The following is a 23,060-nucleotide window of genomic DNA, read 5'->3' on the forward strand; positions in this document are numbered from 1 at the left end:
GGTTGCCCAACCCCTAGGAGTCGGAAGAGATGTCGTGAATTGTGAGGTCAAACCCCTATAACAGCTCTGTTCGCTGACTGCACGCTCAGTCACCTGGTACAGATCGATGATCGGCACCCGCATCGGTGGGACGTGCCCGCGTCCGGCGGTGACCCGGACCGCGGACCGGATCACCGACGGACAACGGAGGACCAGTGGGACGGCAGGAGCATCCGGTCGCGAGTGACGTCACGCAACGCGTGGCGCGGCTGTCCAGTTCGGCGCGGGCCCTGCTCGACGAGCGGCTGCGCGCCGGCCGCTCCGATCCGGCGCCGGTCGCGGGCGCCATCCCCCGGCTGGGCGCCGCCGAGGCACCCCTGTCGTTCGCCCAGGAGCGGCTCTGGTTCATCGAGCGCCTGGAGGACGACGCCGTCCACCACAACGACGCCACCCTGCTGATCCTGACCGGCTCGCTCGACCGGGAGGCGCTGCGCAGGAGCATCGAGGAGGTCGTCCGCCGCCACGAGATCCTCCGTACCGCCTTCCGCCGGCTCGGCGAGCGGGTCGTGCAGGCCGTCACGCCGCCCGCCCCGCTGAGCATCGACGTGGTCGACCTGCCCGACGCCACCGCGCACCCCGACGACGCGGTGCTGCGGGCCGCCGTCGAGCGGGAGATGCGGGTCCCGCTCGACCTGGCCGCCGGCCAGAGCATGCGGACCGTGCTCTACCGGATCGCGCCCGAGGTGCACGTGCTCGGGGTCACCGTGCACCACCTCGTCTGCGACCTGTGGTCGTTCACCATCTTCTGCCGCGAGCTGGCCGCCACGTACGCCGCGTTCGCCTCCGGCGCCGCGACACCGGACCTGCCCGAGCTGCCCATCCAGTACGCCGACTACGCCGCCTGGCAGCGCACCGCCGTCAGCGAGGAACGGATGGCGGCCCACCTGCGCGAGCGGGTCGACGAACTGTCCGGCGTGCCGCCCCTGCTCACCCTGCCCACCAGGGGCCCGCGCCCGGCGGTGCAGCAGTTCGTCGGCGCGTCCGAGTGGTTCCGCATCGGCGCCGCCGACGCCGAGCGGATCCGCGCGCTCGGGCAGGGCCAGGGCGCCACCATGTTCATGACCCTGCTCGCCGCCTTCAGCGTGCTGCTCGCCCGGCACAGCGGCCAGCGGGACATGGTCGTCGCCAGCCCCATCGCCACGCGCGAGCGGGACGAGCTGGAGCACCTCATCGGCTGCTTCCTGAACATGATCGTGGTGCGCGCCGACCTGTCCGGCGAACCCACCTTCGCCGAGCTGGTGGCCCGGGTCAAGGCGGCCTCGCTGGACGCGTTCCGGCACCGCGACGTGCCGTTCGAGCGGCTCGTCGCCGCGTTGCAACCGGAGCGCAGCCGCAGCCACCAGCCGCTCGCGCAGGTCGCCTTCGTGCTCCAGAACGTGCCCACCAGTCGGCTGGACCTGCCGCGGCTGCGGGTCGACGTCCACCAGATGGAGACCGGCCGGTCCCGGATGGACATGTCGATGAGGATCACCGAGACCGCCGACGGGCTGACCGGTGAGATCGAGTACGACACCAGCCTCTTCACCGGCGAGTCCGTACGCGACATGGCCCGGCAGTTCGAGCTGCTGCTCGTCGAGGCGGCGCGGGAGCCCGACACGTGCGTGTGGCGGCTGCCGCTGCTCGACGACGCGCGGCGCCGGCGGATCCTGCACGAGTGGAACGACAGCGCCGTCGACCTTGGCCCCGAGGCGCTCACGCACCGGCTGGTCGAGGCGCAGGCGCGACGTACCCCGGACGCGGTGGCGGTCGTCGAGGGCAACGTCCGCACGACGTACCGCGAACTCGACGAACGGGCCAACCGCCTGGCGCACCACCTGCGCGACCTCGGTGTCGGCGTGGAGGACCCGGTGGCGGTGTGCCTGCCGCGCTGCACGGCCGAGGTGGTGGCGATCCTGGCGGTGCTGAAGGCCGGCGGCTACCACCTGCCGGTCAACCCGCGTGACCCGCAGGCCCGCCGCGACGCGCTGCTCGGCCAGGTCCGCCCGGCGGTCGCGATCTCCGCCGGTGACCTGTGCGACGAGGTGTGGAGCCCCGGCCGGCGCATCATCGACCTGGACGGGGAGTCGTCGCTGACCGCCACGTGCCCCGCCACCGACCCCGCCGTGGCCCTGCACCCGGACAACCTCGCCTACACGCTGTTCACCTCCGGCTCCACGGGGCAGCCCAAGGGCGTGCAGGTCACCCACCGCGGGTTCACCAACCGGATGCTGTGGGCCCAGCGCAACTTCCCGCTCGGCCCGGAGGACCGGGTGCTGCGCAAGGCGGCCTGCACCTTCGACGTCTCCCTGGACGAGCTGTTCCGGGCCCTGTTCAACGGCGCGGCCAGCGTGCTGATGCCCGAGACGGCGACCTTCGACCCGCGCCGGCTGGCGGGGGTCATCGCCCAGCACGGCGTGACCGACGCCGACTTCGCGCCGACCGCCCTGCGCGAGGTGCTGCTCACCGCCGACGCCGCCGACCTGAAGTCGCTGCGGCGGATCGTCTCGGGCGTCGAGGAGCTCACCCCCGAGACGCAGCGGCTGGTCTTCGACCGGCTCGACGTCACCATGTTCAACCTGTACGGCCCGACCGAGGTGTCGGTCTCCTGCACCGCCTGGCCGTGCGACCCCGCCGACGAGCGGCCGTTCGTCCCGATCGGCCGTCCGATGGCCAACGTCCGGGTGTACGTGCTCGACGAGGCGATGCAGCCCGTCCCGCCGGGCGTGGCGGGCGAGGTGTACGTCGGCGGCGCCGGGCTGGCCCGGGGCTACCTCGACAACCGCGCCCTGACCGCCGAGCGGTTCCTGCCCGACCCGTACGCCGCCACGCCCGGCGCCCGCGTCTACCGCACCGGCGACCTGGCCCGGTTCGGGCCGGACGGCGTCCTGGAGTTCCTCGGCCGGGGCGACGGGCAGCTCAATCTGCGCGGCTACCGCATCGAGCCGGGCGAGGTGGAGTCCGCGCTGCGCCGCCACCCGGCGGTCCGCGAGGCCGCCGTCGTCGTACGCCGGGACCCGCCCGGCCGCGACGCCCGGCTGGTCGGCTACGTCGTCGGCGACGACCTGCCGGGCACCGCGGACCTGCGCGCGCACCTGCGCCGGCGGCTGCCGGACTACCTGGTCCCGGCCGCCTTCGTGAGCCTGCCCCGGCTGCCGCTGACCAACCACGGGAAGCTCGACGTCGCGGCGCTGCCGCCCCCGGGCCGGGACGAGCCCGGCGCCGCCGACGCCGCCGGCCCGCGGGACGAGCGCGAGCGGGTGCTGCTGGACATCTGGTGCGACGTGCTCGGGCGCGAGGGCATCGGCATCCACGACGACTTCTTCGACCTCGGTGGCGACTCCCTCACGGCCACCCGGATCGTGGCGCTGGCCGCCGCGAAGCTGGGGGTGGACGTCGAGGTCGCGGTGATCTTCGACGCGCCGACGGTGGCGGAACTGGCCGCCCGCCTCGCGCCCGGCCAGCCGTGACACCCGGTCCGACCCCTGTGCAGCGAGTGGAGAGCCAGATGACCGAACACACCGGCGCGTTGACCCACGAGGCGACGGACGTCGTCAACCTGGGCGCCGCCCTGTCTGACCAGGCGCGGGTCCAGCCCGGCAGCCCCGCCCTGCACCTGGTGGCCGAGGACGGCTCGACCGACACGGTGGACTACGCGACGCTCGACGCCCGGGCCCGCCGGGTCGGCGCCGCCCTGGCCGGACACTGCCGTCCGGGGGACCGGGTGCTGATGCTCGTCGGGGCGGGCGTCGACTTCCTCGCCGGCTTCTTCGGCTGCCTCTACGCCGGCACCGTGCCGGTGCCGCTGGCGGCCCGGCTCAACCGGGCCAGCGCGCCGGTGGTCGGGCGCATCCTCGACGACGCGCAGGCCACCGCCGTGCTGGCCGCCCGCGCGGTCACCGCCGCGGTCGACCTGGGCACGCTCATGCCCGGTCGTCGGCTGCCGGTCCTGGAGATCGAATCCCTCGACACCGCCCCCACCGGCTGGCAGCCGGCGGTGGACGAGGGCGGACTGGCGTTCCTCCAGTACACCTCGGGCACCACCAGCACCCCCAAGGGCGTGATGGTCAGCCACGCGAACCTGCTGGAGAACCTGCGGGCCATCCGCCGCTCCTTCGCCTTCGACGACGAGACCGTGATGGCCTCCTGGCTGCCCCCGCACCACGACATGGGACTGATCGGCACCCTGCTGACCCCCGTGTACCTCGGGGTGCCGACGGTGCTGATGGACCCGGCGACGTTCATCCGTACGCCCGTGCGGTGGCTCGAGGCGATCAGCCGTTACCGGGCCACCATCAGCGGTGGGCCCAACTTCGCCTACGACCTGTGCGTACGCAAGGTCGCCCCGGCCGACCGCGCCGCCCTGGACCTCAGCTCCTGGCGGGTGGCCTTCAACGGCGCGGAGCCGGTACGCGCGGCGACCCTGCGCGCCTTCGCCGAGGCGTTCGCCCCGCACGGGTTCGACGAGCGGGCCTTCCTGCCCTGCTACGGGCTGGCCGAGGCGACGCTCCTGGTCGCCGGGCGGGCCCGCCCGCAGCGTCCCGTCGTGACCACCGTGGCCGACGAGGAGCCGACCGGTTCCGCCGCCCGCCCCGGCACGGAGGTCGTCGGCTGCGAGATCCTGCCCGAGGCGGAGGTCCGGATCGTCGATGCGGCCGGCCAGCCCGTCGCCGACGGCACCGCCGGCGAGATCTGGGTCCGCGGCGGCAGCGTCGTCGACGGGTACTGGAACCGGCCGGAGGAGTCCGCCCGCACGCTGCACGCCACCCTCGGCGGCGACCCCGCCGACGGCCCCTACCTGCGCACCGGCGACCTCGGCTTCCAGCAGGACGGGCACCTGTACGTCCGGGGCCGGATCAAGGAGACGGTGGTCATCCGGGGCCAGAACCACTACCCGGACGACATCGAGCAGACCGTCCGCGCCGCCTGCCCCCGCCTCGGTGGGCGGATCGCGGCGTTCGGTGTGGACGTCGCCGACGACGGCCACGGCGTCGGCGAGGCCGTGGTCCTGTGGTACGAGACCCGCTCCGACAGGGCCGCCCAGGAGGCGCCCGCGATCGCCGAGGCGGCCCGCCGTGCCGTGGTGACGGTGCACGGGCTGGACCTGCACCGGGTGCTGGCCGTACCGCCGGGCACCATCCCCGTCACCACCAGCGGCAAGACCCGGCGGGGCGACTGCGCCCGGGCGTACGCCGCGGGCAGCGCGACGATCGTCGCGGACGACCCCCTGCGCCCGGCCGCGCGCCCCGCTGCGGCCGCCGTACCGGCGCAGGCGCAGCGGCTGCGGGTCCTGGCCGGCGGGCTGATCGAGGTCGACCCGGAGCGGATCGACCCGGACCGCACCCTGCCGGAGCTCGGGTTCGACTCGCTGCGCGCCGTGGAGCTGCAACACCTGATCGAGGGGGAGTGGGGCGTCCGCCCGTCCCTGACCGACCTGCTGGGCGACAGCACGGTGGCCGAGCTGGCCGCCGCGCTGCCGGCCGCGCCCGCGCCGGCCGACCCACCCGCCGCCGCGCCCGCCGCCGACCGGCCCTACCCGCTGTCGTACGGCCAGCGCGCCATGTGGTTCCAGGGCGCCCTCGCCGACGACCCGGCCAACCTCAACCTGTGCCGCGCCGTCACCGTCGACGGCGAGCTGGACGTCGACGCGCTGGCCCGCGCGGTGCGCGACCTCGGCGTCCGGCATCCCGCCCTGCTGACCCGCTACGACGACGCCGGCGCCGAGGTCACCCAGCGGGTGGTCGGCGACGCCGAGGTCACGCTGGACGTACGCGACGCGACCGACTGGCCGGCGGGCCGCCTCGACCGGGAGATCGAGGCGGAACTCGGGGTCGGCTTCGACGGCCCGCCCCTGCTGCGCGCCGTGCTGTTCCGGCAGGCGGCGGACCGCCACACGCTGCTGCTGTGCACCCACCACAGCGTCATGGACGTGTGGTCGCTGGCGGTGCTGGTCGAGGACCTGGCGACCGGCTACGGCCGGCACGCCGCCGGGGACGACGCGGCGCCGCCGGCGCCCACCGCCCACCCGGCCGAGTTCGTCGCCTGGCAGCGCTCCTTCCTGGACGGCGCGGCCGGCCGGGAGCTGACCGCGACGTGCCAGGCGCAGGTCGCCGACCTCGTGCCGCTGGACCTGCCGACCGACCGGCCCCGCCCGTCGGTGCGCACGTTCCGGGGCGCCGCCCACGCCTTCCGGCTCGGCCCCGACCTGTGCGCCGGGATCGACGCGCTGGCCGCCTCGCACGGGGTGAGCCGCACCGCCGTGCTCTTCGCCGGCTACGCGGCCGTGCTGTCGCGCTACGCCGGCCAGGCGGAGTTCCCGCTCGGCTTCGTGCACGCGGGCCGGGTCCGGGGCCGCTTCGCCGACCTGGTCAGCTACCTGGTCAACCCGCTGGCGGTGCCGGTGGACCTGTCCGGCGACCCGGAGTTCGGCGCTCTGGCCCGGGCGGCGCACGACGCGGTGCTGGCCGCCTCCGACCGCGCCGAGGTGCCGTTCGGGCGGATCGTCGAGGGGCTCGGGCAGGCCGCCGACCCCAGCCGTGGCGCGCTGATCAGCGCGGCCTTCGCCTACCAGCACGGGCGCGGCACCGACCGGCTCGGCCTCGCGCCGATGGTGCTCAACCACGAGGGGGCGCTGGGGGACTGGGCCGGGCTGCGGGTACGCAACCGGCCGGTGCGGCAACGGGCCACCTACTACGACCTCTCCCTCTACCTGGGCGAGCACGGCGGCGAGCTGCTGGGCACCTTCGACTACAGCACCGACCTCTTCGACGCCGACACGGTGGGCGTGCTGGCCGAGGCGCTGACCGCGTTGCTGGCCGCGGCCGTCGCGGCGCCGACGACCCCGGTCGGCGCCCTGCCCCTGCTCGGCGCCGAGGGGCGGCGGCGGGTGCTGGTGGAGTGGAACGACACCACGGCCGACTACGACACCGAATGCTGCGCGCCGGAGATCGTCGCCGAGCAGGCCAGACGGACCCCGGACGCGCCGGCCGCGATCGACGACACCACCCGGTTGACGTACGCCGAGCTCAACGCGGCGGCCAACCGGCTGGCCCACCGGCTGATCCGGCTGGGCGCCGGTCGGGGCACCCGGGTCGGCCTGCTGGTGCCCCGCTCCACGGTCAGCCTCACCGCCGTGCTGGCGATCCTCAAGACCGGTGCGGCCTACGTGCCGCTCGACCCGTCGTACCCGGTGGACCGGCTGCGGTTCATGCTCGCCGACTCCGGGGCCCGGCTGCTGGTCGCCGCCCCCGACGCGGCCGTCGACCTGCCCGACGTCGAGGTGGTCGACCCGGCCGACGCGTCACTCGCCGCCGAGGACGACCGCGACCCGCGGCGCACGGCCCACCCCGACGACGTGGCCTACGTCGTCTACACCTCCGGGTCGACCGGCACCCCGCGCGGTGTCCTCGGCCTGCACCGGGGCATCGTCAACCGGCAGCGGTGGATCATGGACCGCTTCCCGATGGGGCCGGGCGAGGTGGGCAGCCACAAGACGTCGCTGAGCTTCTTCGACTCCGGCGGCGAGATGTTCCTCCCGCTCTTCGCCGGCGCCCCGCTCGTCGTGGTGCCCGAGGACGTCGGACGCGACCCGGTCCGCCTGGTCGACCTGCTCGCCCGGCACCGGGTCACCCGCCTGGTGGCCGTACCGTCGCTGCTGCGGGCCATCCTCGACGGCGTCCCCGACGCCGGCGAGCGGCTGTCGGCGCTGCGCTACTGCCACTCCAGCGGCGAGGCGCTGACCCCGGACCTGGCCGCGCGCTGGCTGGCCGCCCTGCCCGGCTGCGTCCTGGTCGACCTCTACGGCTCGTCGGAGATCTCCGCCGACGTGACCCTGGACGTGGTCACCGGACCGGAGCGGGTCGGCAGCGTCGGGCGGCCGATCGGCAACACCCGGATCTACGTGCTCGACGAGGCCCTGCGGCCGGTGCCGCCCCGCTTCGCCGGCGAGGTCTACGTCGGCGGGGCCGGCCTGGCCCGTGGCTACCTCGACCAGCCCGCGTTGACGGCGGCGCGGTTCGTCCCCGACCCGTACGGCAGCGGCGAGCGGCTGTTCCGCACCGGTGACCGGGGCCGGTTCAGCCACGACGGGCGGCTGGAGTTCCTGGGCCGGGCCGACCACCAGGTGAAGGTCCGTGGCTTCCGGATCGAGCTGGGCGAGATCGAGGCGACGTTGCGGGCCCACCCCGGGGTCGCCGCCGCCGTGGCCGCGCTCGCCGAGGCGCCGGGCGGCGGGGAACAGCGGATCGTGGCGGCGGTCGTGCCCCGGCAGCGCAGCGGGTCGTCCGCGCCGGCCGGCGCCGATCCGGGCGGGGCGCCGGCCACCACCCGGGTGTCGGACTGGCGGCTGCTCTACGACCGGATGTACACCGAGGCCGGTCCCGCCGAGGAGGCCCAGCAGGCGATCTGGACCAGCAGCTACACGGGCGCGCCGTTCACCGACGTCGAGATGGGCGAGTGGATCGACCAGGCGGTCCGGCGCATCCGCGAGCTGCGTCCCCGCCGGCTGCTGGAGCTGGGCTGCGGCACGGGCAACCTGACCCTGGCGCTGGCGCCGGACTGCGAGGCGTACGTCGGCACGGACTTCTCCGCCGCCGGGCTGAAGGTGCTCGAACAGCGGCTCGACGCCGAGGGGGTCGACCGGGAGTCCGTCACGTTGCTGCTGCGCGAGGCCGACGACGTCACCGGCATCGAGGCCGCCACCTTCGACACCGTGGTGCTGCACTCGGTGACCCAGTACTTCCCCAACCACGACTACCTGCGCGAGGTGCTGCGCGCGGCGGTCACGGCGGCCGCGCCCGGCGGGCGGATCTACCTCGGCGACGTACGCGACCTGGACCTGCTGGAGGTGTTCCACGCCTCGGTGGAGCTGGGCGCCGAATCGGAACCCGGCCTGACCGTGGGCGAGCTGCGCCGCCGCGTCGCCGCCCGGGTGCTCGCCGACGACGAACTGGTGCTGGCCCCCGACCTGTTCCTCACCGCCCCGGACTGGCTGCCCGGGGTGACCGGGGCGGAACTGCATCTCAAGCGGGGGCGGCAGGCCAACGAGCTGAGCGCGTTCCGCTACGACGTCGTCCTGCACGTGGGCGCCGACCCGCAGCGCCCCGCCACCGACCCGCTCGACCCGCTGCGGCTCGACTGGGCCGGCGACGCCCTGGACGTCGCCCGGCTGCGCGGCCTGCTGCGCGGCAACCGCAACCGCCCGGTGGAGGTGCGCGGCGTGCCGAACGCGCGGCTGGTCACGGTCGCCGGCCCCGTACGCCGGCTGGCCGGGCTCGCCGACGCGGACCCGGTGACGCGCCCGGCGGGTGAACTGCCGGCCGGGGTCGACCCGGAGGACTGCTGGAGCATCGGCGAGGCGCTGGGCCGGCGCACCTCGGTCGTGCCGTCGACCGAACGCGACCCGTACGCGATGGACCTGCGGTTCTGGCCGGCGGGCCGGCCCGACGACGCGGTCGGCTGGACGCCGCCCCGCACCCGGCGCGGCGAGTGGCCGGAGCTGGCCAACGACCCGCTGCGCGCCACCGCCCGGCGGGACCTGCTGCACGACCTGCGTACCCACCTGCGGCAGCGGCTGCCGGAGTTCATGGTGCCGCTGCTGCACCTGGTCGACGAGCTGCCCACCACGGCGACCGGCAAGGTGAGCCGACGCGCCGTGGCGGCCGAGGCCACGGAGGCGATGGCCCGCCTGGGCGCGGGCGCCACGGCTCGGCCGCCCACGGCGGGCGGCGGCGGCGGGCTCCAGGCCCAGGTCACCGAGGTCTGGCTGGACGTCCTCGGCGTCGGCGCCGTCGGGCTCGACGACAACTTCTTCGACGTGGGCGGCAACTCGCTGAGCCTGGTGCAGGTGCACATCCGCCTCCAGGAGCTCATCGGCCGGCAGTTCCCGCTGGTCGACCTGTACGAGCACACCACCGTGCGCAAGCTCGCCGAGCACCTCGGCGAGCCCGCGCGCCCGGCGGCGGAACCGCCCGCCGACCCCGGTCCCGACCGCACCGAGCAGGTGGCGAACCGCCGCCGGCTGATGCGCCAGCGAATCCAGGAAGTGGGAAGTCGATGAGCAGCGAGATGGACATCGCCGTCGTGGGGATGAGCGGACGGTTCCCGGGCGCGGCGAGCGTCGCCGAGTTCTGGGAGCTGCTCCGCGACGGTGTGGACGCCGGCCGCCAGCTGACCCCAGCCGAGCTGGACGCCCTCCCGGCCGCGGAGCGCACCGACCCGGCGTACGTGCCGATGTGGTCGGGCATCGAGGGCGCCGACCGGTTCGACGCCCAGTTCTTCGGCTACTCGCCGACCGACGCGACGCTGATCGACCCGCAGCACCGGATCCTGCTGGAGTGCTCGTGGGAGGCGCTGGAGGACGCCGGCTACGACAGCCGCCGCTTCCCCGGCGACATCGCCGTGTACGCCGGCTGCGGCCTGAACCAGTACCTGCTCTACCACCTGCTGCCCCAGCAGGAGCTGGTCGACTCCGCCGGCCGGCTGGGCATGGCCGTCGCCAGCGACAAGGACAACCTGGCCACCCGCATCTCGTACAAGCTCGACCTGACCGGGCCGAGCATGACGGTGCAGACCAACTGCTCGTCGGCCCTGGTGGGGCTGCACCACGCGATCGGCAGCCTGCTCGACTACCAGTGCGACATGGCGATCGTGGGCGCGGTCAGCGTCAAGAACCCGGTGCCGCGTGGCTACCGGCACGAGGCCGACGGCATCAACTCGCCCGACGGGCGCTGCCGGGCGTTCGACGCCGAGGCCGCCGGCTACCACCTGGGCGACGGCGCGGGCGTGGTGGTGCTGCGCCGCCGGGAGGACGCCGAGGCCGCTGGCGACCGGATCTACGCCCTGGTCAAGGGCTCGGCGGTGAACAACGACGGCGCCGGCAAGGTCAGCTTCGTGGCGCCCGGCCGGTCGGGTCAGGTGCGGGTGATCCGCCGGGCGCTGCGGGTCGCCGACGTCGAGGCGAGGTCCATCCAGTACGTCGAGGCCAACGGCAGCGGCACGCTGATGGGCGACTCGATCGAGGTGTCCGCCCTGGAGGAGGCGTACGGAACCGCCGCCCCCGGCACCGAGTGGGCCATCGGCTCGGTCAAGCCGAACGTCGGCAACCTCGACACCGCCTCCGGCGTGACCTCGCTGATCAAGGCGGTCCTCGCCGTGCACCACGGCGAGCTGCCGCCGTCGATCCACTACCGCAAGCCCAACCCGCAGACGTCGCTCGACCGGGGGCCGTTCCGCGTCAACGACATGCTGCGGGACTGGCCGGAGGCGGTGGGGCCGCGCCGGGCCGCGGTCAGCTCGTTCGGCGTCGGCGGGACCAACGCGCACGTCATCCTCGAACAGGCACCGCCGCCCGCACCGTCGGGTCCGAACCCGCCCGCCGTGCTGCTCACCGTCTCGGCGGCCGGCGGCGAGGCGCTGGCCGCCGCCGCGGCCCGGCTCGCCGAGCACGTCGGGAGCCACCCGGGGCAGGCCCTCGCCGACATCGCCTACACCAGCCAGGTCGGGCGTCGCGCGTTCCGTCACCGGGCCTTCGTGGTGGCCGCCGACGCCGGGGAGGCGGCCCGCGCACTGTCCGCCGTCGGCGCGGCGGAGGCGTCGCCCGAGGCGACCCCGGTGGCGTACGCGTTCGGCGCCACCTGCCCCGCCCTGGCCGCGCTGTGCGACGCCCTGCCCCAGCTGCGGGCGGAGGTCGACCGGGTGGCCGGCGAGCTGGGCCTCGACCAGGGCCCCGCCCCGGCGGGCTCCGACGCGGCCACCGTCACCGGGCAGCTCGCGCTCGCCCGGCTGCTGGCCGCCTGCGGCGTGTCCCCGGTCGCCGCCCACGGCCACGGCGCGGGCGCCGTGACGGCGGCCGTCGTCGACGGCCGCTGGACGACGGCGCAGGCGGGCCGGGCGCTGCGCGCCGGCACCCACCCGCCGGCGCCGGCCGCCGCGCCAACCGGGGCCGCCGTCACGCTGGCCGTCGGCCCGGCCGAGGCGTCGACGCTGGCCCTGACCGACGACGCCGGCAGCCTCCGGGGGCTGCTCGGCGCACTCGGCGAGCTGTGGCGCCGGGGCGTCGAGGTGGACTGGGCCGCCCTGCACGAGGGCGGGTCGCGGCGTCGCGTCGGCCTGCCGACGTACCCGTTCCAGCGCTCGCGGCACTGGGTCGACCCGGTGGCCGTGGCGCCCGTGACCGGCACGGCGCCGACGGCCCCGGCCGCCGAGGCCCAGCCCGCCGCCGGGACGGTCCTGGAGGAGGCGGTGGCCGCCGTGTGGCGACGCCGGCTCGGGGTGGACCGGATCGGGCTGCACGACTCGTTGCTGATGCTCGGCGCGGACTCCCTCAACGCCGCCCGGACGCTGCGGGACCTCGCCCAGGCCTTCCACGTCGAGCTGCAACTCGGCGTGTTCCTGGAGACCCCCACCGTCGCCGCGCTCGCCGCGGTGATCGACGGCAAGCTGCGCGAGGCGCAGGAGATCCGGGCCGCGCTCGCCGCGGTCGCCGAAGAGGGAGCGTGAGCCCCGTGCCCGACGTCAACTTCATCACCGTGGTCCCCCGGGTACGGGACCTCACGCAGTACTCGCAGACGGCGATGTCCGTCATCCGTCGCACCGACGCGGCGGACCTCGACGGGGTGCTCATCTTCACCGGCAGCGGCGCGGTGCTCGACCCCTGGATCCTGGCGACCGCGGCGGCGGCCGGCACCACCCGGCTCAGCCCGCTGGTCGCGGTGAACCCGGTCTACCAGCACCCCTTCACCGCGGCCCGGATGGTCGCCTCGCTCGGCCTGCTCTACCAGCGGCGCATCGACCTCAACCTCATCACCGGCACGGCCGTCAGCGACCTGGACGCGCTCGGCGACCGGCTGGAGCACGACGACCGGTACGCGCGGCTCGCCGAGTACGTCGAGATCATGATGGGGGTGCTGGGCAGCCGTCGACCGTTCAGCTTCGACGGGCGGTTCTACCAGGTGTCGCGGTTGCAGCTCACGCCCGGGCTGCCCCCGCACCTGCTGCCCCGGCTGTTCGTCGCGGGGCAGTCCCCGGCCGCCCGCGAGGTGGCCGCACGGGTGGGCGCCACCAGCATCCAGATGCTCACGGCGGGCCGGCCCGACGCCGACGGCACGCCGGCCGGCGCGTTGAACTTCGGGCTGCTGACCCGGGCCACGGTGGAGGAGACCGAGCGGGTCGCCGCGGCCCGCTTCCCGGAGGACCCGGACGGCGCCAAGATCACCGCGGTCACCATGGCCAACACCGACTCGGTCTGGAAGCAGCGGCTCTTCGCCGAGGCGGAGGCGGGTCACGGCGCCGTGACCGTCGACCCGGCGTACCGGCTCGCGCCGTTCCGCTCCGGCCAGGCGGACGGACCGTACCTGGTGGCCGACCACGCCGGCGCCGTCGAGCGGCTGCTGGCCATGATCCGGGCCGGGGTACGCACGTTCGTGCTGGACACCCCCACCGACGACGAAGACTTCCACAACCTCGCAACGGTCGTCCGGAGCGTCCGTGACCGACTGCGGGTCGACCCGACCGAGGGAGAGCGATGAACCAGCCTTTCGCCAGCCACGACCTCGTCCACGCCCGGCCCAACCTGGCGCTGGAACCGCTGATCCACCGGTACTACGCCTGGCTGAACCTGGTGTCGCCGGTGCCGGCGGCGATGAACTTCGCCAAGCTGCACGTACCGCTGCTGCGCTCGTTCCTCGACGCGCCGGCGCTGCACCGCCGCTCGGCGCGCGACCCGAAGCTGCGCGGCGGCATGTTCGTCGACCTGGAGGACGACCAGCTCGACGGGGTGTCCGACCTGGCGACCCGGCTCGCCGACGGGCCCATGCCGGAGCTGTCGGCGGCGATGGACGAGCTGACGGTCAACCTGGAGAAGCTCGCCGACGGGTTCGACCTGACGCCCCGCTACGGCGAGATCCCGCCGGCCCTGCGCGGCTACGTCGAGCTGGTCTACGACCTCAACGACCACGCCCGGATCCGGCTCGCCGAGCGGATGCTCTACCGGTCGCGGCACTTCGACGAGACCGCCCACTCGGTGGACCTGTCGCTGGCCACCGGCGACGAGCGGCCCTTCGCGATGACCACGCCCCGGTTCCCGGGCAACGGGCACGTGCAGGCCACCATGCCGCTGCGGGACCCCCGCATCGACCTGCTCTTCTCCACCATGACCACGGCCCGCCCCTTCGGCGAGCTGCGGGAGGCGTTCGGCGTCTCCGACGCCGACCTGGCCACCTTCAGCGGGCTGTTCTCCGCCGAGCCCGGCGGGAGCCCGGACCGCAACCTGGACGGCCCGGGGCTGCGGGTGCGCTACTTCGGGCACGCCTGCGTGGTGGTGCAGTCCGGCCCGGTCACCGTGATGACCGACCCGTTCCTGTCCGACGCCCTCGGCGACGGCGACCGGTACGCCTACGCCGACCTGCCCGACGTCATCGACTACGTGCTGATCACGCACGGGCACCAGGACCACCTCGAACTGGCCACCCTGCTCAAGCTGCGGCACCGCATCGGCACGGTGGTCGTGCCGAAGACCGCCGCCGGTGCGTTGCAGGACCCGTCGCTGCGGCTGTGCCTGGAGGCCCTCGGCTTCCCCAACGTGGTCGACGTGGAGCCCGGCGAAACCATCGAGCTGCCCGACGGGCAGATCGTGGTGTGCCCGTTCGTCGGCGAGCACTGCGACCTTGACATCGCCGCGAAGGTCACCTACTCGGTGCGTACCGGAGGGAAGAACCTCTACTTCGGCGCGGACAACCGCTGCGTCGACCCGGCCCTGTTCGGCCACATCCACGACATGATCGGCGACGTCGACATGGCGTTCCTCGGCATGGAGTGCGACGGCGCCCCGCTGTCCTGGATGTACGGCCCGCTCTTCTCCCGCCGCATCGACCAGAAGATGAGCCGCAGCCGCAAGCTCAACGGCTCCGACGCCGTCGAGGCGATGGGCATCGTGCGGCGGCTGCGGGCCCGGCAGGCGTACGTGTACGCGATGGGCCGCGAGCCCTGGCTGGTGTTCGTCATGGCCACGAACTACACCGACGAGTCGTACCAGCTCAAGCAGATGGCGGAGTTCTTCCAGCGCTGCGCCGACGTCGGGGTGCCGGCGCGGGAACTCTACGGACGGGCCGACCTGGCATGAGCCGCACCTGGACCTGCCACTCGCGGTACGTCGCCACGCGCGACGGGACCCGGCTGGCCGCGTACGTCTTCCGGCCGGTCGGCCAGCGCGACCCCGCGCCGGCCGTCTGGGCCCACGACCGCTATCACCAGGTGTCGCCGCGCCCCGGGCGCGACGACTTCCTGGCGGTGGTGCGGGCCGAGCTGGCGGACGTCGACCTCACCGACATCGACGACCTGGGCGTGGCCGAGGTGGCCCCCGGGGAGGTGACGCTGCGCGCCTTCCCGATCGCGCAGCGCCTGCTGGCCCGCGGCTACGTCGTGGTGGTGGTGGACAGCCGCGGCAGCGGCGCGTCGTTCGGCACCAGCGACGGTCCGTTCGGGGCGGCCGAGGCGACCGACACGTACGACGTCACCGAGTGGATCGCCGCCCAGCCCTGGTGCGACGGGCGGGTCGGCATGTTCGGCCGCTCCTACCTGGGGGTGTCGCAGTACCTGGCGGCGAGCACCGCCCCGCCGCACCTGGTGGCGATCTTCCCGCAGATGGCGCTGTTCGACCTGCACCGCTTCGCCTGGGACGGCGGGGTGTTCCGGGACGACTTCGCCCGCGCCTGGGGCGAGGACGTACGCGAACTCGACCTGCGGGGCCCCGTCGCGCCCCTCGACGACGACCCCGACGGTCTCCTGCTGGCCGCCGCCCGCGAGCAGCACGTGGCGAACCGGGACGTCCGGACGATGTTCGCCGGCCTGCCCGCACGCGAGTCGCGGCTGGCCGACACCGGCGAGGCGGCGTACCTGACCCGCAGCCCGTCGGAGCTGCTGGGGGCGATCAACGCCTCCGGCGTCGCCGTCTACCACCTGGGTGGCTGGCACGACGTCTGGGCGCGCGACGCGACCGAGTGGGCCCGCCGGCTGACCGTGCCGCACCGGGTGGTCATCGGCCCCTGGCCGCACACCGGGGGCGTGCTGGGCGGCGCCGGCTACAACCTGGCCGACGAGCACGTGCGCTGGTTCGACCACTGGCTGCGCGGCAGGGACACCGGGATCATGGACTCCCCGACCGTCCGGTACCACGTGCTGGGCGCCGACGAGTGGCGCACCGCCCGGTCCTGGCCGCCGGAGCCGGCGACGACCGGTACCTGGCACCTCGGGCCGGCCGGCGAGCTGGGACCGGAACCCCGGGTCGGTGAGGCCCGCCGGTACGAGGTGGACTACGCCACCACGTCCGGCAAGACCAGCCGGTGGGCCAGCGGCTACGGCTCGCCCTTCCAGCGGCCGGACATGACCGACAACGACACCCGGGCGCTGTGCTGGACCTCGGCGCCGCTGACCGAGGCGGTCGAGCTGGCCGGCGCCCCGCTGCTGCGCCTGGCGGCCCGGGTCTCCGACGGCCCGGCGGACGTCTTCGCCTTCCTCGAGTCGGTCGCCCCCGACGGCACGTCCCTGTACGTGACCGAGGGCTGCGGCCAGCTCGACGGCGACGCCCGCCTGGAGATCGAGCTGCACCCCATCGCCTACCGGTTCGCGCCCGGCGAGCGGATCCGGCTGGCGATCACCGGGGCGGACGCCGACAACGCGCTGACCGTGGCGCGCGACGTCGCGCCGGTGCTGACGGTGCGCCACGACGCCGACGCCGCCCCGACGCTGGCGCTGCCCCGCGCGGTGGCGTCCGGACGCCGGGACGCCGACGACGCGGTCGACGGGGTCACCGCCCCGCTCTCGGTGGCGCAGCGGGCGATCTGGTTGGCCGAGCAGGCCGGCACGAGCGGGGCGGCGTACCACCTCGCCGCAGCGGTCGAGCTGACCGGGCCGGTGGACACCGGCGCACTGCACGCGGCGGTCGACGAGATCGTCCGGCGGCACGAGGCGCTGCGGACCACCATCGTCGAGGTCGACGAGGAGCCGGTCCAGCGCATCCACCCGGCGGCGCCGCTGAGCATCGCGCGGCTCGACCTCAGGGACTCCTCCGGGGACGGCTGGGCGGGCGACGAGCGGGTGACGGGCCTGCGGGACCGCCGGTGGGACCTCGCCCGGGAGTGGCCGATCCGGGTCGCGACCGTGCTGCTGCCCGCCGACCGGACGGCGTTGCTGCTGGTGGTGCACCACGTCGCCGCCGACCCGACGGCGGCGGAGATCTTCTTCGCCGAACTGGCCCTGCTCTACCCCTCGTACGCGCTGGGAGAGCCGGTCCGGCTGCCGGACGTGCCGTGCCAGTACGCGGACGTGGCCCGCCGGCAGCAGGCCGAGCTCGCCGGGCCCGGCGCGGCCGACCAGCTCGCCCGGTGGCGGCGGTACCTGGACGGCGCCCCGCAGGTGATCACCCTGCCCACGGACCGGCCCCGGCCGCCGGTGCTGGACCACCGGGGCGGGTCGGTGCGCTTCACCATCGACGACGACCTCGCCGCCCGGCTGGTGGCGGCCGCCGCCGCCGCGCGCACCAGCCCGTTCACCCTGCTGACCGCCGCGTTCGCCCGCACCCTGAACGCGTACGGCGCGGGCGAGGATCTGCTGATCGGCACGCCGAGCCTGCAACGCGACGACGAGTCGACCCGCGACCTGATCGGCTGCCTGGTCAACCTGCTGCCGCTGCGGATCCGGGTCGACCGGGACGCCACCGTTGCCCAGTTCCTGCACGACGTACGCGGCGCGGTGCTGACCGCGCTGGAGCTGCGCCGGGTGCCCTTCGACACGCTGGTCGGCGAGCTGCGCCCGCGGCGGGACCCGGCGGTCTCCGCGCTGGTGCAGGTGTCCGTCCGCTTCGGTCGGGCGGTGCCGGACCGGTTCCGGCTCGGCGCGGTCGAGGCGCTGCGGCTCGAACCGCCGGAGTGGACCTCGGCGAAGTACGACCTGGCGCTGGCCGTGAACCAGGTCGGCGAGGACCGGATGGTGGGCAGCCTCGACTTCCGCCTCGCCCTGTTCGACCGCGCCACCGTCCAGCGGATCCTCGACTCGCTGCTGACCGTGCTCGACCAGCTCGTCTCCGACCAGGAACGGCCGGTGGGGGAGCTGTCCGCCATGCCCCGCCGGGAGCTGCGGGCCGTGCTCGACGGCTGGAACCCGGCGCGGCTGCCGGACGAGCTGGCCGGACGGGACGACCTGCCGGCGGTGGCCCGCTGCTACGTCCTCGACGACCGCGCGCGGCCCGTGCCGGTCAACACCCCCGGGCGGCTCTGGATCGCCGGGGCGGGCGACGTCGACGACCCGTACGCCGGGACGCCGGGGGCGCGGATGCGGGACACCGGGGCCACCGTGCGGTGGAGCACGGCGGGACGGCTGGAACTGGTGCCCGCCGCCGGGCAGCCGACCGCCCCGCCGCAGGCCGCCCCGGACACGGCGCAGCCGACCGCCGCGCCGGCCGGCCCGACGGGCGACGACGGCCGCTCCGAGGTGCTCGAGCAGCTCGGGCAGATCTGGGCCGCCCTGCTCAAGGTCGACGGCGTCGACCCCGGGGACGACTTCTTCGACCTGGGCGGCGACTCGCTCTTCGCGATCCGCCTGATCAGCCGGATCCGCAAGGCGTACCAGGTCCGGCTCTCCCTTCAGGACGTGTTCGCGGCGCCGACGCTGGGCGAGCAGGTCGACCTGGTCCGCGAACGGCAGGCGTCGTGACCGGGCCGGTCTTCTACCCCTGGTCCGCGCAGGAGGAGATCGATCCGGTCCGCGTGGCCGGCGGCGCGGGCAGCTGGTTCTGGGACGAGCAGGGCAACCGCTGGCTCGACCTGCACGCCCAGATGGGCAACCTGCACCTGGGCCATCAGCACCCGGCCCTGGTGGCGGCGGTGCGTGAGCAGGCCGGACGGATGTGCACGATCGCGCCGTCGTTCGCCGTCGACGTCCGCGACGAGGCGGCCCGGGCCATCGTCGAGGTCGCCCCGGGGGACCTGGAGGCGGTCCTGTTCACCACCGGCGGGGCGGAGGCCGTGGAGCACGCCGTACGCATGGCGCGGGTGGTGACGGGGCGGCCGAAGGTGCTCGCCGCCTACCGGTCCTACCACGGGGCCACGGCGGGGGCGCTGGCGCTGACCGGCGATCCCCGCCGCTGGCCGGTCGACACGGCCAGCGGCGGCGCCGTGCACTTCATGGGCCCGTACCCGTACCGCAGCGAGTTCCACGCCGAGAACGCCGCGCAGGAGGGCGAACGGGCGTTGGCGCACCTGCGCCGGCTCGTCGGGTACGAGGGGCCGGAGACGATCGCCGCGATCCTCGTCGAGCCGGTGGTCGGCAGCAACGGCGTGCTGGTGCCGCCGGACGGCTACCTGGCGGGCGTCCGCCGGCTCTGCGACGAGCACGGCATCCTGCTGATCGCCGACGAGGTGATGACGGGCTTCGGCCGGTGCGGCCGCTGGTTCGCCACCGACCTCTGGGGTGTGGTGCCCGACCTGATGACGTTCGCCAAGGGGGTCAACTCCGGCTACGTGCCGGTCGGCGGGGTGCTGCTGTCCCGCGCGGTGGCCGCCCACTTCGCCCGCCGCCGCTACCCGGGCGGGCTCACCTACTCCGGGCACCCGCTGGCCTGCGCCTCCATCGTGGCGGCGCTGCGGGTGCTGCGCGAGGAGAACCTGGTCGAGCGGGCGGCCGTACTCGGTCGCGACGTGGTGGCCCCGGCGCTGGCCGGGCTGGCCGAGCGCCACCCGGTCGTCGGCGACGTCCGCGGCGTCGGCCTGGCCTGGGCCGTCGAGCTGGTCCGGGACCGCGCGACCCGCGAGCCGCTGGCGCCGTACGCGGCACCGGGGGCGTTGGCGCCGGAGATGGCCGCCGTCCTGGCGGCGTGCAAGCGGCAGGGCGTCTGGCCGCTTGCGGCGGGCAACCGGCTGCACCTGTTCCCTCCGTTGACCATCACGGAGGAGGAGTTGACCGCCGGGATCGCCGGGATCGACCGGGCCCTGACCGAGGTGTCCGGGGTGCGAGGAGGAGAACGATGAGCGTGGAACAGACCGAGCCGGCCGACGTCTGCCGGGTCGTGGTCAACGACGAGGAGCAGTACTCGGTCTGGCCGGACGGGCGGGAGATCCCGGCGGGCTGGCGGGAGGAGGGCTTCGTCGGCCCGCGCGCCCGGTGCCTGGAGCACATCGACTCGGTGTGGACGGACATGCGCCCGCTGAGCCTGCGCCGGGCGATGGCGGCCGAGGCGCCGTAGCACCCGTCCGGGCGTGGGGCCGCCGCCCGGCGGCCCCACGCCCGCGTCACCCGCCGAGGGGCCGGTCGCCGTCGCTCACCGGTCGTCCAGCGCCGGGGCCAGCCAACCGGCGATCCGTTGCACCGTGGGCCGACGCAGCAGCGAGTAGTGGTCGCCCTCGTACTCGTGCACGGTGATCCCGGTGCCCACGTACCGCTTCCAGCGCGGCTGCCAGCGCGGCGACGCGGCGGCCTGCACGACGGTCAGCGGCAGCTCCGCACCCTCCGGCCGGTACCCGGCGACGGCCGTCACGTGCCGGGCGAAGGTCTCCACCCGCCGGCGCACCTCGCGCACCGGCAGCGCCACCGGGGTCACCCCGGCGTCCACCAGCCACCGCCGCAGCAGCATCGTCTGTTCCTCGACCGGCAGCGCGGCGAGCGTCTCCGCCGTCGGCGCGGGATGGTCCCGGCCGAGCGACGCGGCGAGGTCCGCGGCGAACCTGGCCGCCGTCGCACCGGCGTCGGTCCCCTCGGCGGCCGGGCGCGCCTGCCCGGGCGCGGTGTCCACGACCACCAGCAGGTCGACGCGGTGCCCGGCCCGCACCAGCCGGCGGGACATCTCGTACGCGAGCAGGCCGCCCATCGACCAGCCGAACAGCCGGTACGGGCCGGCCGGCCAGCGGGCGAGGACCTGGGCCAGGTACGCCTCGGCGAGCGCGTCGACCGAGTCCGCGGTGGCGTCGGCGCCCGACTCGATGCCGACCAGGTGGTGCGCGGGCAGCAGCCGGGCGAGTTCGGCGTACGCGCCGACGGTGCCGCTGACCGGGTGCGGCAGGATCAGCGGCGGGCGCTCGGTCGGCCCCCCGAGGTGCACCAGCGTGCCGGACGCCGCCCCCGCCCGGGTACGCGCCGCCGGCGTCGGCTTCGCGGTCGGCGCGTCCGGGATCGGCGCCGGGCGCCGCACGGGCAGCGCGTCGACGGTGACCTCCGGGTCGGCGGCGACCGCGCCCAGCAGCGCCACGAAGTCCTCGGCGACGCCGGCCAGCTCCGCCGGGTCGAACAGCTCGTCGCGCCACGTCCAGGCCGCCACGAGCCCGCCCGAGTCGTCGGTCAGGACGTCGAGCTGCACGTCGAACTTCGCGGTGCCGGTGTGCACGTCGATCCAGGCGGTGCCCAGGCCGGCGAGGCGGGGCGGGGGCGCGGGTCGACCCTCGACGCTGAACGCGAACTGCGAGAACGGCATCCGGCCCGGCACCCGCGCCGGACGCACCTCGTCCACGATCCGCTCGAACGGCACCGCCATGTGGGCGTACGCCCCGAGGGTCAGCTCCCGGACCCGGTCGACGACCTCGGCGAAGGTCGGATTCCCCGCCAGGTCGCCGCGCAGCACCACGGTGTTGACGAAGTACCCGATGCGGCTCTCGTCGGCCTCGCTCGTGCGGCCCGTCGTCGGCGACAGCACGGCGACGTCGCTGCTGCCGGTGCGCGCGGACAGCAGCACCAGGTACGCCGCCAGCAGCGTCATGAACGGGGTGGCCCGCCGGGACCGGCCCAGCCGGGTCAGGGCGGTCGTCACCCCGCGGTCCAGCGGGACGTCGAGGCGCCGCCCGGAGGCCAACGCCCCGGGCACCCGGTCGCCCACGCCGGGCAGGTCCAGGTCGGGCAGGCCGGCCAACCGCTCCCGCCAGTACGCCAGCGCGGTATCCGGGTCCTCGGCGTCGGCGAGGTCGTCCGCGTCGTCGGGATCGTCGTCGGACGCCGGCGGATCGAGGTCCGGCACCGCCCCCGCCCGCAGCGCGTCGTACGCCGTGGCGAAGTGCTCCCAGAAGACCGAGCGGGACCAGCCGTCGAAGACGATGTGGTGCACGGTGACCGCGAGCAGGTGCTCATCGGCCCCGCAGCGGATCACCACCGCCCGCAGCAGCGGCCCGTCGGCGAGGTCGAACACCTCGTCGTGGGCCCGCCGCAGCTCCTCGCGCACCCGCTCCTCGCGAATAGCGGCGTCCACCGCGCCCAGGTCGACGACCGGTACGGGCACCGGGGCGCGGGGGCCGATCCGCACGACCACCTCGTCGTCGACCATCGCGAAGGTGGCCCGCAGCAGGTCGTGCCGGTCGGTGACGGCGGCGAGCGCGCCGCGCAGGGCCGGCAGGTCCAGCTCGCCCGTCATCCGCACCACGGTCAGGATGTGGTACGCGGTGCTGGTCGGCTCCAACTGTTGCAGGAACCAGAGCTGGCGCTGGGCGACGGTGGCGGGACCGGTCGGCGTGGTGCCCAGCCGCTCGCGCAGCAGCCGTACCAGCAACCGCCGGTGTTCCTCCTCCGGCCAGCCGGGTGCCGGCCGCAGCAGCGCGGCCACCGGGTCGGACGACGGGCCGCTCATCGCGGTGCTCCTGTCTGGTCGTACGGCTGCTCGGGCCGGGTGGCGGCGGCCAGCGCCCGGCGGGCCTGGTCCTCGGTGAGCGCGGCGACGGCCTCGCGCAGGCCGGCCACGGTGTCCACCCAGCCGGGCCGGCGCTCGACGCGGCGCAGCTCGCCGGCCAGCCCCGCGATCGTCGGGTCGCGGAACAGCGCCGCGACCGGCAGGTCGACCTCGAACGCGGCGCCGGCCTGCGCGGTGACCTGGGTGGCCAGCAGGGAGTGCCCGCCGACGCCGAAGAAGTCGTCGTCGACTCCGATGCCCGCGACCGGGACGCCCAGCACCGTCGCCCAGATCCCGGCGAGCTGCCGCTGCACGGCGTCGCCGGGTGGTCGGGACCGGCTGGTGGTGTCGGGGGTGGGTAGGGCGTTGCGGTCGATCTTGCCGTTGCGGGTGAGGGGGAGGTGGGGTAGGG

At 75.2% G+C, this 23,060-nt stretch carries 10 protein-coding genes; 8 read left to right on the forward strand and 2 right to left on the reverse strand.

From position 1 onward, the window contains the following. Positions 1–194: 194 nt before the first annotated feature. Genes ACTMS2_RS23960 through ACTMS2_RS23995 form a run of 8 tightly spaced genes read left to right on the forward strand, consistent with a single transcriptional unit; the run spans position 195 to position 20,248 of the window. Complete coding sequence (locus ACTMS2_RS23960) at positions 195–3,485, forward strand: non-ribosomal peptide synthetase (protein WP_441177398.1); 3,291 nt, start codon at positions 195–197, stop codon at positions 3,483–3,485. A gap of 38 nt (positions 3,486–3,523) precedes the next feature. After that, positions 3,524–10,072 carry an amino acid adenylation domain-containing protein gene (locus ACTMS2_RS23965; protein WP_441177399.1) on the forward strand — a complete coding sequence of 2,183 codons (6,549 nt, stop codon included), beginning with the start codon at positions 3,524–3,526 and terminating at the stop codon, positions 10,070–10,072. Next, complete coding sequence (locus ACTMS2_RS23970; RefSeq protein WP_441177400.1) at positions 10,069–12,513, forward strand: beta-ketoacyl synthase N-terminal-like domain-containing protein; 2,445 nt, start codon at positions 10,069–10,071, stop codon at positions 12,511–12,513. The genes ACTMS2_RS23965 and ACTMS2_RS23970 overlap by 4 nt, the downstream gene beginning before the upstream one ends. Next, positions 12,510–13,541, forward strand: a complete 1,032-nt coding sequence (locus ACTMS2_RS23975) for an LLM class flavin-dependent oxidoreductase (RefSeq protein WP_441177401.1) — start codon at positions 12,510–12,512, stop codon at positions 13,539–13,541. Before ACTMS2_RS23970 ends, ACTMS2_RS23975 begins: the two co-directional genes overlap by 4 nt. After that, a complete protein-coding gene (locus ACTMS2_RS23980; RefSeq protein ID WP_441177402.1) occupies positions 13,538–15,133 on the forward strand; it encodes an MBL fold metallo-hydrolase in 1,596 nt (531 codons plus the stop codon). The genes ACTMS2_RS23975 and ACTMS2_RS23980 overlap by 4 nt, the downstream gene beginning before the upstream one ends. Then, entirely contained in the window at positions 15,130–18,720 is a 3,591-nt protein-coding gene (locus ACTMS2_RS23985) for a CocE/NonD family hydrolase (RefSeq protein WP_441177403.1), read from the forward strand. The genes ACTMS2_RS23980 and ACTMS2_RS23985 overlap by 4 nt, the downstream gene beginning before the upstream one ends. Beyond that, a complete protein-coding gene (locus tag ACTMS2_RS23990; protein ID WP_441177404.1) occupies positions 18,717–20,033 on the forward strand; it encodes an aminotransferase class III-fold pyridoxal phosphate-dependent enzyme in 1,317 nt (438 codons plus the stop codon). The genes ACTMS2_RS23985 and ACTMS2_RS23990 overlap by 4 nt, the downstream gene beginning before the upstream one ends. 2 nt (positions 20,034–20,035) lie before the next feature. Next, positions 20,036–20,248 carry an MbtH family protein gene (locus ACTMS2_RS23995; protein WP_441177409.1) on the forward strand — a complete coding sequence of 71 codons (213 nt, stop codon included), beginning with the start codon at positions 20,036–20,038 and terminating at the stop codon, positions 20,246–20,248. Between the two features lie 75 nt (positions 20,249–20,323). Here the strand turns inward: ACTMS2_RS23995 and ACTMS2_RS24000 are convergent, their stop codons facing one another. Further along, positions 20,324–22,609: a condensation domain-containing protein gene (locus ACTMS2_RS24000; RefSeq protein WP_441177405.1), complete on the reverse strand. Its 2,286-nt coding sequence runs from the start codon at positions 22,607–22,609 to the stop codon at positions 20,324–20,326. After that, the coding region (locus tag ACTMS2_RS24005) for a phosphopantetheine-binding protein (protein WP_441177406.1) at positions 22,606–23,060 on the reverse strand (455 nt) is incomplete at its 5' end. The genes ACTMS2_RS24000 and ACTMS2_RS24005, both read right to left, overlap by 4 nt.

This window comes from Micromonospora sp. SD12 (genome assembly GCF_052068495.1).
Classification (GTDB): domain Bacteria; phylum Actinomycetota; class Actinomycetes; order Mycobacteriales; family Micromonosporaceae; genus Micromonospora; species Micromonospora echinofusca.

Coding starts and splice junctions, on each gene's coding strand:
- ACTMS2_RS23965 (WP_441177399.1), top strand. CDS start 3,524: ATGACCGAACACACCGGCGCGTTGACCCACGAGGCGACGGACGTCGTC.
- ACTMS2_RS23970 (WP_441177400.1), top strand. CDS start 10,069: ATGAGCAGCGAGATGGACATCGCCGTCGTGGGGATGAGCGGACGGTTC.
- ACTMS2_RS23980 (WP_441177402.1), top strand. CDS start 13,538: ATGAACCAGCCTTTCGCCAGCCACGACCTCGTCCACGCCCGGCCCAAC.
- ACTMS2_RS23985 (WP_441177403.1), top strand. CDS start 15,130: ATGAGCCGCACCTGGACCTGCCACTCGCGGTACGTCGCCACGCGCGAC.
- ACTMS2_RS24000 (WP_441177405.1), bottom strand. CDS start 22,609: ATGAGCGGCCCGTCGTCCGACCCGGTGGCCGCGCTGCTGCGGCCGGCA.